This is a genomic window from Pseudomonas sp. Pseusp11 (genome assembly GCF_047304405.1).
In the GTDB taxonomy this organism is placed as follows: domain Bacteria; phylum Pseudomonadota; class Gammaproteobacteria; order Pseudomonadales; family Pseudomonadaceae; genus Aquipseudomonas.
Genome location: NZ_JBGLZF010000010.1, coordinates 50,303 through 65,823, shown reverse-complemented (window position 1 = coordinate 65,823; position 15,521 = coordinate 50,303). Strand labels below are relative to the sequence as shown.

Annotated in this window: 10 protein-coding genes; 3 read left to right on the top strand and 7 right to left on the bottom strand. The window is 61.5% G+C overall.

What is annotated here, in order from left to right; genetic code table 11:
- The 4 genes from ACCC96_RS10600 to ACCC96_RS10585 form a co-directional block, all read right to left on the bottom strand.
- On the bottom strand, nt 1-3,063 hold the full coding sequence (locus tag ACCC96_RS10600) for a non-ribosomal peptide synthetase (RefSeq protein WP_413695769.1): 3,063 nt from the start codon (nt 3,061-3,063) through the stop codon (nt 1-3).
- Nucleotides 3,064-3,175: 112 nt separating this feature from the next.
- Entirely contained in the window at nt 3,176-4,222 is a 1,047-nt protein-coding gene (locus tag ACCC96_RS10595; RefSeq protein WP_019649560.1) for a TauD/TfdA family dioxygenase, read from the bottom strand.
- Nucleotides 4,223-4,239: 17 nt separating this feature from the next.
- Nucleotides 4,240-7,668 carry a condensation domain-containing protein gene (locus ACCC96_RS10590; RefSeq protein WP_413695768.1) on the bottom strand — a complete coding sequence of 1,143 codons (3,429 nt, stop codon included), beginning with the start codon at nt 7,666-7,668 and terminating at the stop codon, nt 4,240-4,242.
- A 7-nt stretch (nt 7,669-7,675) separates the two neighbouring features.
- On the bottom strand, nt 7,676-8,653 hold the full coding sequence (locus ACCC96_RS10585; protein WP_413695767.1) for a TauD/TfdA family dioxygenase: 978 nt from the start codon (nt 8,651-8,653) through the stop codon (nt 7,676-7,678).
- Between the two features lie 258 nt (nt 8,654-8,911).
- Here ACCC96_RS10585 and ACCC96_RS10580 point away from each other — a divergent pair, with 258 nt between their 5' ends.
- Together ACCC96_RS10580 and ACCC96_RS10575 are read left to right on the top strand one after the other, a co-directional pair.
- Nucleotides 8,912-10,972: a TonB-dependent receptor gene (locus tag ACCC96_RS10580; protein ID WP_413695766.1), complete on the top strand. Its 2,061-nt coding sequence runs from the start codon at nt 8,912-8,914 to the stop codon at nt 10,970-10,972.
- A gap of 117 nt (nt 10,973-11,089) precedes the next feature.
- Entirely contained in the window at nt 11,090-12,511 is a 1,422-nt protein-coding gene (locus ACCC96_RS10575; RefSeq protein WP_413695765.1) for a diaminobutyrate--2-oxoglutarate transaminase, read from the top strand.
- Between the two features lie 101 nt (nt 12,512-12,612).
- On the opposite strand, the gene ACCC96_RS10570 is transcribed toward ACCC96_RS10575, so the two are convergent.
- From ACCC96_RS10570 to ACCC96_RS10560, 3 genes are all read right to left on the bottom strand, one after another.
- Nucleotides 12,613-12,879 carry a FecR/PupR family sigma factor regulator gene (locus tag ACCC96_RS10570; RefSeq protein ID WP_026345856.1) on the bottom strand — a complete coding sequence of 89 codons (267 nt, stop codon included), beginning with the start codon at nt 12,877-12,879 and terminating at the stop codon, nt 12,613-12,615.
- A 135-nt stretch (nt 12,880-13,014) separates the two neighbouring features.
- Nucleotides 13,015-13,476, bottom strand: coding sequence for a MarR family winged helix-turn-helix transcriptional regulator (locus tag ACCC96_RS10565; RefSeq protein WP_192351466.1), 462 nt, complete (start codon nt 13,474-13,476; stop codon nt 13,015-13,017).
- A gap of 197 nt (nt 13,477-13,673) precedes the next feature.
- The gene (locus ACCC96_RS10560; protein WP_413695764.1) at nt 13,674-14,132 is read right to left on the bottom strand and encodes an Ohr family peroxiredoxin; all 459 of its coding nucleotides are present in this window, start codon (nt 14,130-14,132) and stop codon (nt 13,674-13,676) included.
- 252 nt (nt 14,133-14,384) lie between these two features.
- On the opposite strand from ACCC96_RS10560, the gene ACCC96_RS10555 reads away from it, so the two are divergent.
- Entirely contained in the window at nt 14,385-15,392 is a 1,008-nt protein-coding gene (locus ACCC96_RS10555) for an Ldh family oxidoreductase (protein WP_413695763.1), read from the top strand.
- Nucleotides 15,393-15,521 lie beyond the last annotated feature (129 nt).

The following is a 15,521-nucleotide window of genomic DNA, read 5'->3' as shown; positions in this document are numbered from 1 at the left end:
TCACAGGTCGGCCTCGTTCAGTTCGGCCATCAGCGCTTGCATTTCGTCGTCGGACAGTCCCGAGGCGCTGAACTCGGCGCTGTCGGCTTGCGGCTCTACAGTGCCTGCGGCCAGCGGTTGCGCGACCTCGGCCATGCCCGCGATGGTCTGGCGTTCGAAGACATGCTTGGCCGAGAGCGCAATACCTTGCTCGTGGGCCTGCGCCACCACTTGCAAGCTCAGGATCGAGTCGCCGCCAATGGCGAAAAAGTTCTCGGTGACGCTGACGGTCGAGAGCTTCAAGACCTTGGCCACGATCGCTTGCAGGGTGGTTTCCATCGCGTTGCGCGGTGCCACATGGGCGCCTTCGTCGAACTGGTCCGGGTCGGGCAGCTGACGGGTATCGAGTTTGCCGTTAGGGGTACGCGGGAAGGTCGCCAGGGTCAGCACCCGGGCCGGCACCATGTATGACGGGAGGCGTTCGCCGAGGAAGCGCTTGATCGCTTCCGAGTCTGGCGCGTAGCCGTGAGCAGCCAGGATATAGGCCAGCAGACGCTTGCCGGCGGCGTGTTCTTGCACAATCACCGCGGCTTCGCGCACGTCACTGTGGCTGCACAGTTGACGTTCGATTTCGCCGAGCTCGATGCGGTAGCCGCGCAACTTGACCTGATGGTCCTTGCGGCCGAGGAACGCCAGGCGCCCGTCCGCCAGCCAGCAGGCCAGGTCGCCCGTGCGGTAGGCGCGGGTGCCATCGGCCAGGGTGACGAAGGCTTTGGCGGTTTCTTCGGTTTTGTTGCGGTAACCGCGGGCCAGGGTCGGGCCGGCGAGGACGATTTCCCCTGGTTCGCCGATGCCGCTGGCAAGGCCGTGTTCGTTCAGCACGCGCAGGTCCATGCCGGCGATTGGGCGGCCAATGGTCAACGCCCGGCTTGGGTCCAGCACTTCATAGGTGGCCCAGACCGTGGCTTCGGTGGGGCCGTATTCATTGACCAGTCGAGCTTGCGGCAAGGTCTTGCTGTGCTGTGCGATCAACGACGGCGGGCACGCCTCGCCGGCGACGATCCAGCACTCTAGGCTGTCAGCACCACCGGTGCGCTGTAATTGATCGAGCAACGCCTGATACAACGAGGGCAGCGACAGACCGTGGCTGACCCGATGCTGGGCAATCAACCGCGCCAGACGGGACATCTCCAGCTCTTCGCCGGTGGCCGGTAGCACCAGACGCCCGCCCTGGGCCAGGGTCCAGAAAATCCCCGCGACCGAGCTGTCGAAGGCAAACGATGACAGCAGCAGGTAGGCGCGCACCGGCGCCTCATAAGCGGCCATGCGCACCTGGGTCGAGAAACTCAGTGCACCGTGGCTGATTTCCACGGCTTTCGGCGCGCCAGTGGAGCCAGAGGTGTAGATCAGATACGCAAGGTCGTCTGCGTCGGGCAACGGCAGTGGCGGCAAGTCGCTGGTTTTTTCAATTGTCAGATCGTCAAGCACGAAGCATTGCAGGCTGGCAGGCACGCTGTCGGCCAGTTCGGCGCTGACCACGATGTGCGCGATGGCGCTGTCGGCGAGCATGTAGGCGCGGCGATCCGCCGGGTAGGTCGGATCAACCGGCACATAAGCGCCACCGGCCTTCAACACCGCGAGCATGGCGACGATGGCGGCGTTGCTGCGGGCGAACAGAATGCCTACGGGCACCCCCGGACCAATTCCGGCCGCCACGAGTTGATGGGCCAGATGGGTCGCGCAGGCGTCGAGGCGGGCGTAGCTCAGGTCGCTGTCCTTGTCGCTGAGGGCGATGGCGTTCGGCTGTTGCTGAACCTGACGGGCAATCAGCTCGACCAGGGTCACCGGTTCGATCAATGGCAGGTCGGGTCGGGCATCGAGCATGTTGGCTTGAAGCGGCCCGCTCAACGGCAGTTGCGCCCAGGCTTGCCGCAGGTCGGCCAGTGCGCCCAGCAGCAGTTGCAGCCATTGCTCGGCGAGGCAGGTCGCCGCTTCACTGCTCAACGTATGGCGGTCGTAAACCATGTGGGCCTGCAAGCTGCCAGGCAACTGGCGCACGTTCAGGCAGGCTTTCACCGGGTTCATCACCGCGCCGGCATAACGTTCCTGGGCATCGCCCGAACGCCAGGCAAAGGCGTAACCGCCGTTGAGATCCTGGGTGTAATAGTCCTGCCAGCCGACCGTCCGTTCGATCATGGCGGCGACGTGTGTGCTTTGCTCCAGCAGGGTCGTGCGGGCATCCAGTTCGATGCGCACCGGCAGGCACTGTTCGAACAGCCCCAGGGCATTTTCCAGTTCCGGGCCACGGCTTTCGTGGATCAAGGTGATCGGCACTTGCTGTTGGCCGGCCAGGCGTCCGAGTACCACGGCCCACGCCGTCAACATCAGGTTCGAGGTCAGGGCCGGGTGGCGGGCGAGGTCGGCCGGTAATGCCAGATCCACCCGCGCTGGTGCAAACCCGTTGCTGGTGGTCGATTCAAGCGATAGTTGCAACGTCGGCTGCTCGCTCTCAGCCAAAGGTCTCCAGAAGTTCACGCCCGGATGGTCCGGCTCATCTTCTGTCAGGCTCCAGCGCCACTCGGCGTAGTCGGCGTATTGCAGTGCTTCGGACAGGTCCGGGGTGACGTCTTGCAGCAGCGCGCCGGCCAGCAGTTTCAGGCTGGCGAGGTCGAAGTGGCTGCTCGCGGCGGCCAGGTCCAGCACCGAGTGTTCATCCGACAGGCGCACCAAGGTCACGGACAGTGGGTTCGTCCAGTCACGGGGCTGCGCGGCGAGGTTGGCCAGTGCGGCGTCCTGATCGGCGAGGCTGTGCTGACGCAAGTCCTGCACCGTCATGGGCAGGGTGCAGGTTTCGTGGATCACCTGTACCGGGTGACGCAAACCCGGCACCGGCATCAGGCGTGTGCGCAGGATTTCACTGTCGGCCAGCAGCGCCAGTAGACGACTGTTCAGCGCCTCAACGTCCACCGACCGGGACAATGACCATTGCAAATGGCAACTGAACGGGTGTTCAGCCGCGCCGTTGAGGTGCGGGTACACCGATGCCTGTTGCGGCGAAATACGAAAACCTTGGAGTCCGTTCATGTTCAACTCGACTAAAAATTGGGCGTGAATCTGGGCCATGGCGCAGGCGCCGACGCTCGCTGACCGAGTGTCAGTCAAGCCTCTTGCGAACAGCGGTTGCGCCCGTTGAAGGTCAGACGGCGACGTCGCTCGACAGCAGGGCTTCGGCCATGCCGGTCATGATTGCGCGCTTGCCGGTGAAGGGTTCGCGACCGTGAACCGCGAGCATGTTGTCAATGAACAACACGTCGCCCTGCTGCCAGCTGAACCGCACCAGCGAGTCGAGGTAGGCCGCGCGTAGCGACTCCAGTACCTGCGGCTCGATCGGTTCGCCGTCGCCGTAAAAGGTGTTGGTGGGCAGGTCGAGGTCGTTGAAGTTGCTTTGCAGCGAATCGCGGATCGCCGGGGGCAGGGTGCTGATGTGGAAGAAGGTCGCATGGTTGAACCAGACTTCTTCGCCGGTACGCGGGTGGCGCACCACGGCCGGCCCGCGCTGGCGAGTGCGCAGGCGGTTGTTGTCTTTCCATTCCACTTCGATGCCGACACTGGCGCAGTAGGCTTCCACTTCGCTGCGGTCTTCGGACTGGAACACGGTCTGCCACGGCAGGCCGAAACCATCGCCGTAGTTGCGCACGTACAGCACGCCTTTTTCACGGAACCGTGCTTCGATTTCGGGGCTGATGCCGGCCTTCACCGCGCGGGTCGAGCCGATCGGTGTTTCGCCACCGGTCTCGGATGGAATGTGGCAGTAGAAGAACAGTCGCAGTGGAAAGCGCGGCGAATAGGAATGTTCGTTGTGCGGGAAAATCATCTGATCGGCTGGGTAGTCGGTCGAGGTGTAGATGTTGCCGCCGACCCGGGTGCGGGGCGAGGCGCGGAACATGTATTCCAGTGCACCGGGGGAGAGCGCGGCGATGACCTGGTCGAATTGCTCCACGGACAGCACCGAGAACCCGCGAAACAGCAGGGCGCCGTATTGCAGCAGTTTCTGCTCCAGGGATTCGCGTTCCCTGGCCGCCCAGGCGACCAGGTCGACGCCGCTGACCGCCGGCTCGATCACCAGTGGCAAGGCGTGGTCCGGGCTGAGCAGGCGCTCGCTGACCAGTTGCTGTTCCGAGACGTTCATGGCTTTGCGGCGCACGGCGCCGAGGGCGCGAGACGATGGGGGCACGATAGACATAAAGGCATCCAACTCGGTTAAAGGGTCAATGAGCGACGTTTGGTTTGCATCATCTGGCTGCGACCGGCCAGCGCCTGGGCCTGTTGGCGTTCACGCTGGAAGGTCTGGTCCCAGGCGGCGAGCCGTTCGGCCAGTGCCGGCAGCGGTTCGTCCAGCAGGTTTTGGGTCTCGTCCAGCAGGCGCGTCCACAGGTGTTGCAGGCGCAGGGCGCGGTCCTGATCGAAATATTCGCCGCGGTACTTGAGGGTGGCGTCGATGCCTTCGGCGCCGTGCACCAGATCGAGCACCAGATGGAAATCTCCCGGCGCCTGCGCCACGTCCAGCGCGGTCATGTGTGCACCTGCGATAGTGGTCGGCGTTATCCGGGAAGGTTGATAGTTGAGCTTGACCTGGAACAGCGGCGAATGACCGGGGCGGCGTTCCGGCGCCAGCGCCGACACCACCAGATCGAACGGCAGGCCCTGATGGGCGTAGGCCAGTCGTGCTTCGTCACGAACCCGTTCGAGGAAGCCGGCCAGGGTCGGTTCGCCGTGCAGGTCACAGCGCAGGGTCAGCTGATTGACGAAGAAACCGATGACGTCGTTGTGTTCTGCCAACGGCCGGCCACTGACATCGGTGCCCAGCAGAAACTGTTGCTGCCCACCGAGTTGCTTGAGTACCAGTTGATAGCTGGCCAGTAGCAGCATGAACAGGGTCATGCCTTGCTCGCGGGCCACGGTTGCAAGGTGTTCGCAAGTGGTTTGCGGCACCGTGAAGTTCAGGCTGTGCTCGCCCGGGGGCTGCCCGCTGCCACCCAGTTCGAGGGTTTGCGGCATGCTTGCCAGATGCTCTCGCCAGAAGCCTTGTTCGGCGGCGATCCGCTGTTCGCTCCAGTGATCGGCTTCCCATTGGGCGAAATCCAGGTACTGCACCGGCGGTTTGGCGTCGGTGGCGCCTGCCAGTTCCGCCAGCAACACTTGCGCCGAACGCCCGTCGAAAGCGATGTGGTGCAGGGTCAGCAGCAGGTCATGCTGCTGGTCATTGCGGCTGAGCAGTTGCGCGCGCAGCAGCGGTCCGGTTTCGAGTTCGACCGGTGTGGCGTGTTCGTTGGCCAGGCTGTCGCTGAGTGCTTGTTGCTGCTGCGACTCGCTCTGATCACGCAGGTCATGCCAGGTCAGCGGTACGTCCGTGGCCGGCAAAACCTGTTGCCGAGGGCCATCGATACTGTCGCGATACACCGTGCGCAATACGCTGTGGCGCATGACCAGATTGTTCAGCCGCAGCGCCAGGGTTTCAATGTCCAGTGGGCCTTGCAGGCTCAGGTGCAACACCAGGTTGTGCCGCGTGTCGTCCGGGTTCAATTGGCGCAAGAACCACAGGCGATTTTGCGCAAATGATTGACGACTTTGGCTGACGCTTGTGCGTTCGGTGGATGCGCTGGTTTTCGGCGATGGCTCGCTCAAGAACACCTGCAAGGCCAGCGCCCATTCAGCCAGCGTTTGTTCGCCAAACAGACGTTGGGTGTCGAGGCTCCAGCCCAGATCCTTGTGCAGGCGAGCGGCGAAGTCGGCCACGCTGATGGAGTCCAGGCCCAGGCCGATCAGGCTGAGTTCGAAGTCTGCCACGAGATACGGATTGACCTCGCGCAGGGTTTGCTCAATCCATTGGCGGCAAGCGGTTTGCGCGAGTTGCGGCACATTGCTTACGCGGTGCTTCAGTTGAATGAGGTCAATGGTTTCGCTGTTCGGCGCGATCTGCCCACCGCTCTGGGCAATGATGCTTAACGTCCCCGCGGCCAGTTGCTTGCGCGCGCCTTGACGGGCGATCTTGCCGCTGGTGGTCATCGGGATGGTGCCGGCTTCCACCAGCACAATCTGATCGATGCCGCAGTCGGCGGCTTCGCGCACGGCGTTTTGCATCGACGCAAACAGCGTCGGGTGATGCGCCGGGTCGACGAACTTGCGTTGCGGCTCGGCGACGATCACCAGTTTCTCGCGACCCAGTGCCGGGTCCATTTCCGAGAACGCGGCAATGCGCCCGGTGCGAATGCCCGGCTCGGCATCGGTAATGGCGAATTCGATGTCGTGAGGGTACAGATTGCGCCCGTTGAGAATCAGCAGATCCTTGAGCCGTCCGCAGATCACCACCTGGCCATAGTGCATGAAACCCAGGTCGCCGGAGCGCAGGTAGTTGTCGGCTTCGCCGACAATCCGTGCCTCAAAGGCTTCGCGACTGGCCTCGGGGTTTTTCCAATAGGCTTCGGCGTTGCTCGGGCCCTTCAGCCAGACTTCGCCGATGCGATCGGCGGCGCAGCGTTCATGGCTCTGCGGGTCGACGATGGCGATGCTGTGCAAGGCTTGTGGATAGCCGCAGGCGACGAACTCCACGGCGGCGTCATCGGTTGTAGCCAGGGCCACACGCCCGGTTTCCAGTACGGCCTTGTCCAGGCTCAGCACCAGTGGCAGCGCGTCGGCCGGCGTGGCGCTGACACACAGCGTCGCTTCGGCCTGGCCATAACCGGGGCTGATCGCCAAAGGATTGAGGCCACAAGCGGCGAAGCGTCTGGCGAAAGCGTCGAGAGTGCCGGGGTGGATCGGTTCGGCGCCGTTGATTGCGTGTTGCCAGGCGCTCAAGTCGAGTTGCGCGATCAGGTTGTCGCTGACCACCCGGTTGCACAGGGCATAGGCGAAGTTGGGGGCAAAACTGGCGGTGGCGCGATAGCGGCTCAACGCCTGCAGCCAGGTCGACGGCGCGTTGACGAAGGTCTGCGAAGCCATCAGGTAGCAGGGCATGCCGCTGTAAAGCGGGGCCAGCATGCCGCCGATCAACCCCATGTCGTGGTACAGCGGCAGCCAGTTGACCATGGCGCCATGCTCATCGAAACCGTAGGCCTGGCGCATCAGTTCGACGTTGGCGATCAGGTTGCGCTGACGCACTTCCACACCTTTCGGCGTGCCGGTGGAACCCGAGGTGTATTGCAGGAAGGCCACGGTCGCAGCGTCGACATCCGGACGTTGCCACTCACTGGCCAGCGGTGTGCCGAGGTCCTGGACCGTCAACACATCGGCCCGGTCTTGCACCAGTTCCAGCAAGCCCTGGCAATGATCCGCCGGTGCGAGGATCAGTGCCGGTTCGGCATCCACCACCACATTGCGCACGCGGTCGAGGTGGCGCGGCTTGCGTGACGGCGGTGGAAACAACGGCACGGCGATCAGGCCGGCATATAGACAGGCACAAAACGCACGGGCGTAGTCGAGGCTGCTGGGCAGCATCAATAGCACGCGATCGCCCGGTGCGTAGCGCGATTGCAGGGCGGCCGCGAGGGAGCGGGATTGCTCGTGCAGTTGGGCAAAGGTCAGGGTTTCGCCGATCTCGACGCCGTCCGGCAAAAAGTGCAGGGCAGCACGCTGCGGGAAGTGCAGGGCGTTGGCCTCCAGCACTTCGATCCAGTGATTGAATGAAAACATGTGCAATTCACGCCATGGCAACGATGACTTTGCGGTCACCGGTGTAAGGATTGCGGCCGTGTGCGACCAGTCGATTGTCGAGCATCAGGATGTCGCCGGGCTGCCAGGGGAAGCTGATGGCGGTCTGGCGATAGACCTCGCGCACAGTGTCGAGCACGTCGTCGGGAATGGCCGAGCCGTCGCCGAAGTAGACGTGGCGCGGCAGGTTCTCTTCACCCACCGCCGCCAGCAGGCTGGCGCGTATGCTGGGTTCGATGGCCGATACGTGAAACAGGTGCGCCTGATTGAACCAGACCCACTCACCGGTATCGGGGTGCTGCTGCACGGCGGCGCAACGCTGACGGGTGCGAAGGTCGCCATCGGCTTTCCATTCCCACTCGATGTCGTTGTCCTGGCAGTAGCGTTCAACCTGGGCGCGGTCTTCAGTGTTGAAGACTTTCTGCCAGGGCAGGTCGAGGGCGCCGCTGTAATTGCGCACATAGAGAAGCTCGCGGCTGGCGAACAACTCGCGAATCTCGGCGGGCATGCGCTGGTAGATCAGGCGGCTGTCGGCAATCGGCGTTTCGCCACCGGTTTCACTGGCCTTGATGCAGTGGAACCAGATGCGCGAAGGCCATGGCCGGGTATAGGCCTGCTCGTTGTGCAAGGGGATGAATTGATGGGCCGGGTATTCGGTGGAGCTGTACACCCCGGCGAAGACTTTGCTGCGTGGCGTGGAGCCGAATTCGTAGCTGGCCAGCGGTACGCCGAAACTGGCGGCGAAGCGCTTGAAGTCGATGGGGGTGGCGACGGTGAATCCGCGAAACAGCATCCCGCCAACGGTGGTCAGTGCATGGGGCAGGCTGTCGCGGATCGATGCGTCGAGATCATGAATCGACTGTCCCGGCACCGCCTGCACCAGCACGGGTAACGACAGCTCGCTGCCATCCGCCGGAGCAATGGAAAAAGGCTCGGAACGCCCGCTCAGGTGTTCGATTGAGGTCATCCTTTACACATCCTTTTTATCTTTTTCGACCAGTCGGAGCGGCTTGGGCAGACCTTGAAAACAGGGCAGAGGTCGCCGGCGCAGAGCTCGACTGAAATGTATTCGCTCAGATACACGGCGGCATCTTAGTTACAAATGAGATGGATTATCAATCTTATTCCTTTAAATTTTTTTTTCGATTAGACTCCGCCCCGCTGGCGCCGAACAGCATTCAGCCAGTTGAAAAAACAACAAGTATCTGTCGCATGGGAGCGGGGCGTGAATTTCAAAAAGAATACGATTGCGTTGGCTGTGGGGTCGGCGGTATGCCTGATTAACAGCGCATGGGCGGCTGAACAGTCGAACACAATGGAGATCGCTCCGATCACCGTGACGGGTGAAAAAATCAACCGCACCCTTGAGCAAACCCAGTCCAGCGTCGTGGTCGTCACCGAACAGCAATTACGCGAGAAGGCCGACCACAGCCTGGTCGATGTGTTCGCCCGCACGCCGGGCGTGTACAGCCAGGCCGGTAACGAGAACTGGGGTATTCGTGGTGTGCCGGTGTCAGGTTTCGATGACCAGGGCCCGGCGACTCTCAACGGTGCGGTCTCGGTGTATGTCGACGGCGCCGTGCAACCGAACCGCGCACTGACCCTCAGCCCGATCCCGCTGTGGGATGCGGAACAGGTCGAAGTGTTCCTCGGCCCGCAGTCCACCACTCAGGGACGTAACTCTCTGGCTGGCGCGGTGGTGATCCAGACCAAAAATCCAACCTTCCAACCGAGCTTCTCGGCGCAAACCAATGTGGGGAACTATGGTGAGCGCGGAGCAGCTGTTGCGGGCGGCGGTTCGATCGTCGACGACAAGATCGCCGGGCGTATCGCCGTGGATTATCAGGACGGCGACGGTTACATCGATAACGTCACCACCCAAGACGATGCCAACCCGCACCGTACGAGCAATGCCCGCGGTAAATTGCTGATCCTGCCTAATGACGACACTGATGTATTGCTGACCTACGCCCACAGTGAACACCGTCAGGGCGACAACTCGGTGATGCGCGTCAACGACAAGGTCCGCTATTACAAGGTTGCTTCCAACACCAAGGCCTTCGATAACCTCAAGCAAGACACCGTCAGCGCCAAGGTAGACTATCGCCTGAACGATGCATGGTCCCTGACCAGCCTTACCGCCAACACCCGTTCGGACTACAGCAATCGTCTGGACTTCGACCAGACCGCTGATGCCAACGAAGTCATTCTGCGCAAGCAGGACGGCGACCTGTTCAGTCAAGAGCTGCGTCTGAATTACGCCTCGGACACGGTCAAGAGCTTTGTCGGTGCCTACTATGGCCACAACACCAACAACTTCCACGACAAGTTGTTGTTCGATAACGAACTGTTTGCGACCGTCAAGGGCGACACGACGATTGAAAACAAGGCGGTTTTCGGTGAAATCAACTGGACCTTCGCCCCGCGCTGGACGTTGATTACCGGTCTTCGCTACGACCACGAGACGAACGATACCGACGTCAATCAGGATGACTTCTCCAGTCCCGGGAAAGTCAGCAAGTCGTTTGATGCCGTGCTGCCGAAGCTCGGTATTAACTACGAGTTGGCGACCGGGCAGTACCTTGGATTCATGGCGCAGAAAGGCTATCGCGGCGGCGGCGTCAACGTCCGCGCCGGAGGCGGTCACGAGGCCTACGACCCTGAATACACCACCAACTACGAACTGTCGTACCGCGGTTCATTCTTCGACGAGACCCTGCGTACCCGCGCCAACCTGTACTACACCGACTGGAAAGACCAGCAGGTCAGTGTGCAGGACCCGGACACTCAGTTCGCTCGCGTCTTCAACGCCGGCCGCAGCGACATCAAGGGTCTGGAAGTCTTTGTTGAAAAAGACCTCACTGAACAGCTGACGCTGACCGCCGGTGGCGCCATCACCGATGGCAAGTACAAGGACTTCGTCACGGGCGATGGCCGGGACATGAGCGGCGAATCGTTCCTCTATTCGCCCAAGTACAAGATGTCGGTGGGCGGCACCTATCGCTTCGACGACCGCCTGACCTTCAACACGGACGTCACCTACCAGAGCACCACCCCGTCGGAATACAAGTTCGGCGCGGACGGCAAGGTCACCGGCGAGCGCAAGAGCGACAACTACTGGCTGGTCAACTTCAACACCGAATACAAGGTCACCAAGAACGTCGCGGTGTCCGGTTTCGTGAAAAACGCCTTCGACAAGGAATACGTCACCAACAACCGCAGCGGCGACATCATCGACGTCGGCGCGCCGCGCACGGTGGGTATGGTTCTGCGCTACGACATGTAAACCCATAAGCGCGGGGAGGCAGGCTCCCCGCGTTCGGTTTCAAGGTTGTCGCTGCCTGAGACGTTCGTATTCAGGCAGCCCCGTTCCCTTCCAAACCCAGTCTCCATGGAGGAAATCATGAGTGCTTTTTCGAATGTCACGGCGGGTGGCGCGCAACAGCTACGTCTGTTGCATAGCGGTCTGTCGAGCTCTTACTGCCTGGATTCCACGCCGCTGCTGGAACGTCAGCAACAGCAGGAATCCAATGCCCGCAGTTACCCGCGACGCATTCCACTGGTGCTCGAACGAGCCCATGGCATTTATGTGCAGGACAGTCGGGGGCAAGTGTTTGTCGATTGTCTGGCCGGTGCCGGAACCCTGGCGCTGGGCCACAACCATCCGGTGATTATCGAAGCCATCACCCAAGTCATGGCGGCCGGTGTGCCGATGCATACCCTGGACCTCATGACCCCGGTGAAGGACGCCTTCGTACAAGAGATTTTTGCTTGCCTGCCCAGCGAATTCGCTCGCAATGCGCGCATCCAGTTTTGCGGCCCAAGCGGTGCCGACGCGGTCGAAGCGGCGCTCAAACTCACCCGCACAGCCACCGGGCGGCACTCGGTGCTGGCGTTTGAAGGGGCTTACCACGGGATGACCCTGGGGACGTTGGCCATCAGTGGCAACCTGTCGCCGAAAAATGCCCTCGGTGCGTTGATGCCAGGCGTACAACGCTTGCCGTTCCCCCACGATTACCGTTGCCCGTTCGGTGTGGCCGGCGATCAGGGGGTAACGCTGAATGTGCGTTACCTCGAGCATTTGCTCAACGATCCGGAAAGCGGCGTCACCGCGCCGGCGGCAATGATCCTGGAACCGATTCAAGGGGAGGGCGGGGTGATTGCCGCGCCGGACCGCTGGCTTCAGGAACTTCGCCGATTGACCCAGGCTCACGGCATTCCGCTGATCGTCGACGAGATCCAGTGCGGCATCGCCCGCAGCGGCCGGATGTTCGGCTTCGAGCAATCGGGCATCACGCCTGACGTCATCACCTTGTCCAAAGCCATCGGTGGTGGTCTGCCGCTGTCGGTCATGGTCTACAACGATTCGCTGGATGTCTGGCAGCCGGGTGCCCACGCCGGCACCTTCCGTGGCAATCAGCTGGCGATGGCGGCCGGCACCGCGACCTTGCGCTTCATCCGCGATGAAGGCCTGGTGGCCCACGCCGAGACCGCTGGCGCACACCTGCGCAAACAGTTGCAGATGCTGCAAAGCGAGTTCACCTGGATTGGCGATGTACGTGGTCGCGGTCTGATGCTCGGCATGGAAATCGTCGATCCGCAGGGCGCTCTCGACGTACAGGGGCATCCGCCGGTGGACACCGCACGGGCAAAAGCCTTCCAGCAGGCATGCTTGAAGCGCGGCCTGATCGTCGAGCTGGGTGGACGCTTTGGCGCGACCGTGCGCTTTTTGCCGCCGCTGATCATCACCGAACAGGAAATCGATTTCGTCGCGCAAATCCTGTTCCAGGCAGCCAGCATGATCAACGAGCACCCCGCGCGTTAATGATCCGTCGATGTCCAGGAGCTTGCCGATAGGGACCGGCAAGCCCATTTTGTCGGGATCAGGGAACGATTGCCGATGGTGCGGGTGCTGCAGCCCTCAAGTTACATTTTGCGGACGCCGTCATGCAGGGGCGACGTGTCGGTCAGCAGTTTTTTCGACGTGCTTTTATTGTTCGGCGATCCATCACTGAGTTCCCAGATCTCAAGCATTTTGGCGTACTCAAATGCATGGCGTGGATCGATCTGGATCCAGTGCTGGAAGGCCAGACGCTCTTCGGTCGTACAGGTATCATCCTGCAAACGCATGCACCAATGCGCGGCTTGAGTGAGAATTTCTTCGTCCATCTCGCAAGGGCTGGGGGCTTTCATTGACAGTTACCTATAGGGCCAGACAAGCCACTCTACGGGTGAGATTGGCAAAAAAATGTCAAAAAAGGTCAGCGTAAAAACCAGGTCTGGCGACCTGGGCTCGAAGAGTCAGTAGGGCGCAGAGGAAGCAGCCGCTCATCCTTCGGCTTTCGTCGATTTGATGAGGTTGTTGCGCAGTTTCACGATCGCGTTCTGCAACTGTGCGAACTCTTCCGGTTCCAGACCCGTTGCGTGGGAAAGGCCCTTCTCGGGGCGGTCTTCGCGTAGCTGTCGACCGCTTTTCGTCAGGCTGATCCGCACCTGCCGTTCGTCCTCGGGATCACGTTGCCTCTGCAGATAGCCCATCGCTTCCAGTTTCTTCAGGATCGGTGTGAGCGTGTTCGATTCGAGAAACAGCTTCTCGCCCAGGCTGCCCACGGTTTGGTGGTCTTCCTCCCATAGCGCAACGATGGTGATGTATTGCGTATAGGTGAGCCCCAAGTGCTCGAGTATCGGCTTGTAGGCCTTGCCGAAGGCCAGGTTCGTGGAATAGACCGCAAAACACAGGAAGTCGGAGAGCTTCAGATCAGCGGGGACTGTCTTGTCAGTGCGTTTCATGTGCTTCCTCGTTGGCCAAAGTAGAAGGCTCGCAAAGGCAAAATATACCTCGTATACGATTGTGTCGGAACAGCTCTGATTTGTTGACGGTGGCCGGTCTGACAGCAACGTCTGACCGGCCGCATGCATGGGTTTGTGATTCGCATGCGCTTAAAGCGCGTGCGATGTATTTGGAGAAAAAATGCAATCGCTGTGCGTCAAACCGTGAGGACGTTCAGGGCAACGTCGATATTGCCGCGCGTCGCCTTCGAGTACGGGCAAATCTGATCGGCGGTGTGCGCCAGTGTCGTCGCAACGTCGTGCGCCAGACCCGGCACGCGGAGCGTCAATCGAGCCTGAAGGAAGTAGGCCGCACCGGTCTGGCCCAGATCGACTTCGATGTCGACCGACAAATCAGACGGCAGCACCACGTTCATGTCATTGGCCACCAGCCCGACGGCGGCGGTGTAACAAGCTGACCATGCACCGGCGAACAGCTGCTCGGCGGTCGGGTGTGGCTGAATGGCGGTGAACACGTGCGCCGGTTTCGCGCTTCCAGGCGACGACAGCGTAATGTCGAGGCTGCCGTTATGACCACGCGACGTGTTGCCAGCGGCGCTGGCGCTGGCGGTGGTGTGAGTCTTGCCGGTCATCAGGACTTTTTCGATCTTGCTCATGGGGTGGATCCTCAGTGTTTCGAATGATGTGATTTGTGTGTCGTATACGTTTATATCGCATGCGATTTAATAATAATTGCCCAGGCACCCATCGATGTCAATCAGTCGGGTTGCGCCGCCCGACGAGTGGCCGGGCAACACGCGGTCGGCCGTTTCAGCGATATGCCGAATTCGTCATCAACCCGAACTAAAGCGATCAAGCCGTGAGCCTTGGACTTGGCCAGTCTGAACGGTCTGTCCAAGGAGATGACCATGATTCGACTGACCCTGATCGAAGCCCGTGAATTGGCCGAATCGATCCTGTTGCACAACGGTTTTAACCTGGCCCATGCGCAAGCGGTGGCGGCGACGGTGATCGCTGGCGAGCGCGATGGCTGTGCCTCCCACGGCTTGTACCGGATTCTGGGCTGCGTGAATTCCCTGCGGGCCGGCAAGGTGTCGGCGGATGCCGAGCCACGGGTGATCGACCAGGCGCCGTCGATTGTGCGGGTGGATGCCGGGGGTGGTTTTTCGCAGTTGGCGTTCCAGGCAGGTTTGCCGCTACTGGCGGAGAAAACCCGGGCCAACGGGGTTGCGGCGTTGGCGATCAATCGCTGCGTGCATTTCTCGGCGCTGTGGGTGGAGATCGAGCAGTTGACCGCCGCCGGGCTGGTGGCGCTGGCGTGTAATCCGAGTCATGCCTGGGTAGCGCCGGCCGGGGGACGGGTGCCGGTGTTCGGCACCAATCCCATTGCCTTTGGCTGGCCACGCGTGGGGCAGGATCCGTTCGTGTTCGACTTCGCCACCAGTGCAATTGCCCGTGGCGATATCGAGTTGCATCGGCGTGCCGGCAAGGCGATTCCCGAGGGCTGGGGCGTGGACGCCGAGGGGCGGCCGAGCACCGATGCCAACCTGGTGCTCGACAGCGGCGCGATGCTGACGTTCGGTGGGCACAAGGGCTCCGCGCTGGCGGCGATGGTGGAGTTGATTGCCGGGCCTTTGATCGGTGACCTGACTAGTGCCGAGTCACTGGCTTACGACGCGGGCAGCAAGTCATCGCCCTACCATGGCGAGTTGATCATCGCGCTGGATCCGCGACGTTTTCTGGGAGCGGCCACTGAAGAGCACTTGGCCCGGGCCGAGGTGTTGTTTCAAGGAATTGAAGGGCAGGGGGCGCGCTTGCCGTCGCAACGGCGTTATGCGGCGCGGGCGCACAGTTTGGTGGAGGGCGTGCAGATTCCCGAGGCGCTGTACAACGATCTGAAAGCGCTGCTGACTTGATAATCCGAACTCCTGTGGAAGCGAGCCTGTGTGGCGAGGGGGCTTGTGTGGTGAGGGGGCTTGCCCCCGTTGGGTTGCGAAGCGGCCCCAAAACCAGCAATCGCGCTGTGTCAGGTACACCGCATGTAA

Coding starts and splice junctions, on each gene's coding strand:
- ACCC96_RS10600 (WP_413695769.1), bottom strand. CDS start 3,063: ATGAACGGACTCCAAGGTTTTCGTATTTCGCCGCAACAGGCATCGGTG.
- ACCC96_RS10595 (WP_019649560.1), bottom strand. CDS start 4,222: ATGTCTATCGTGCCCCCATCGTCTCGCGCCCTCGGCGCCGTGCGCCGC.
- ACCC96_RS10590 (WP_413695768.1), bottom strand. CDS start 7,668: ATGTTTTCATTCAATCACTGGATCGAAGTGCTGGAGGCCAACGCCCTG.
- ACCC96_RS10585 (WP_413695767.1), bottom strand. CDS start 8,653: ATGACCTCAATCGAACACCTGAGCGGGCGTTCCGAGCCTTTTTCCATT.
- ACCC96_RS10575 (WP_413695765.1), top strand. CDS start 11,090: ATGAGTGCTTTTTCGAATGTCACGGCGGGTGGCGCGCAACAGCTACGT.
- ACCC96_RS10570 (WP_026345856.1), bottom strand. CDS start 12,879: ATGAAAGCCCCCAGCCCTTGCGAGATGGACGAAGAAATTCTCACTCAA.
- ACCC96_RS10565 (WP_192351466.1), bottom strand. CDS start 13,476: ATGAAACGCACTGACAAGACAGTCCCCGCTGATCTGAAGCTCTCCGAC.
- ACCC96_RS10560 (WP_413695764.1), bottom strand. CDS start 14,132: ATGAGCAAGATCGAAAAAGTCCTGATGACCGGCAAGACTCACACCACC.
- ACCC96_RS10555 (WP_413695763.1), top strand. CDS start 14,385: ATGATTCGACTGACCCTGATCGAAGCCCGTGAATTGGCCGAATCGATC.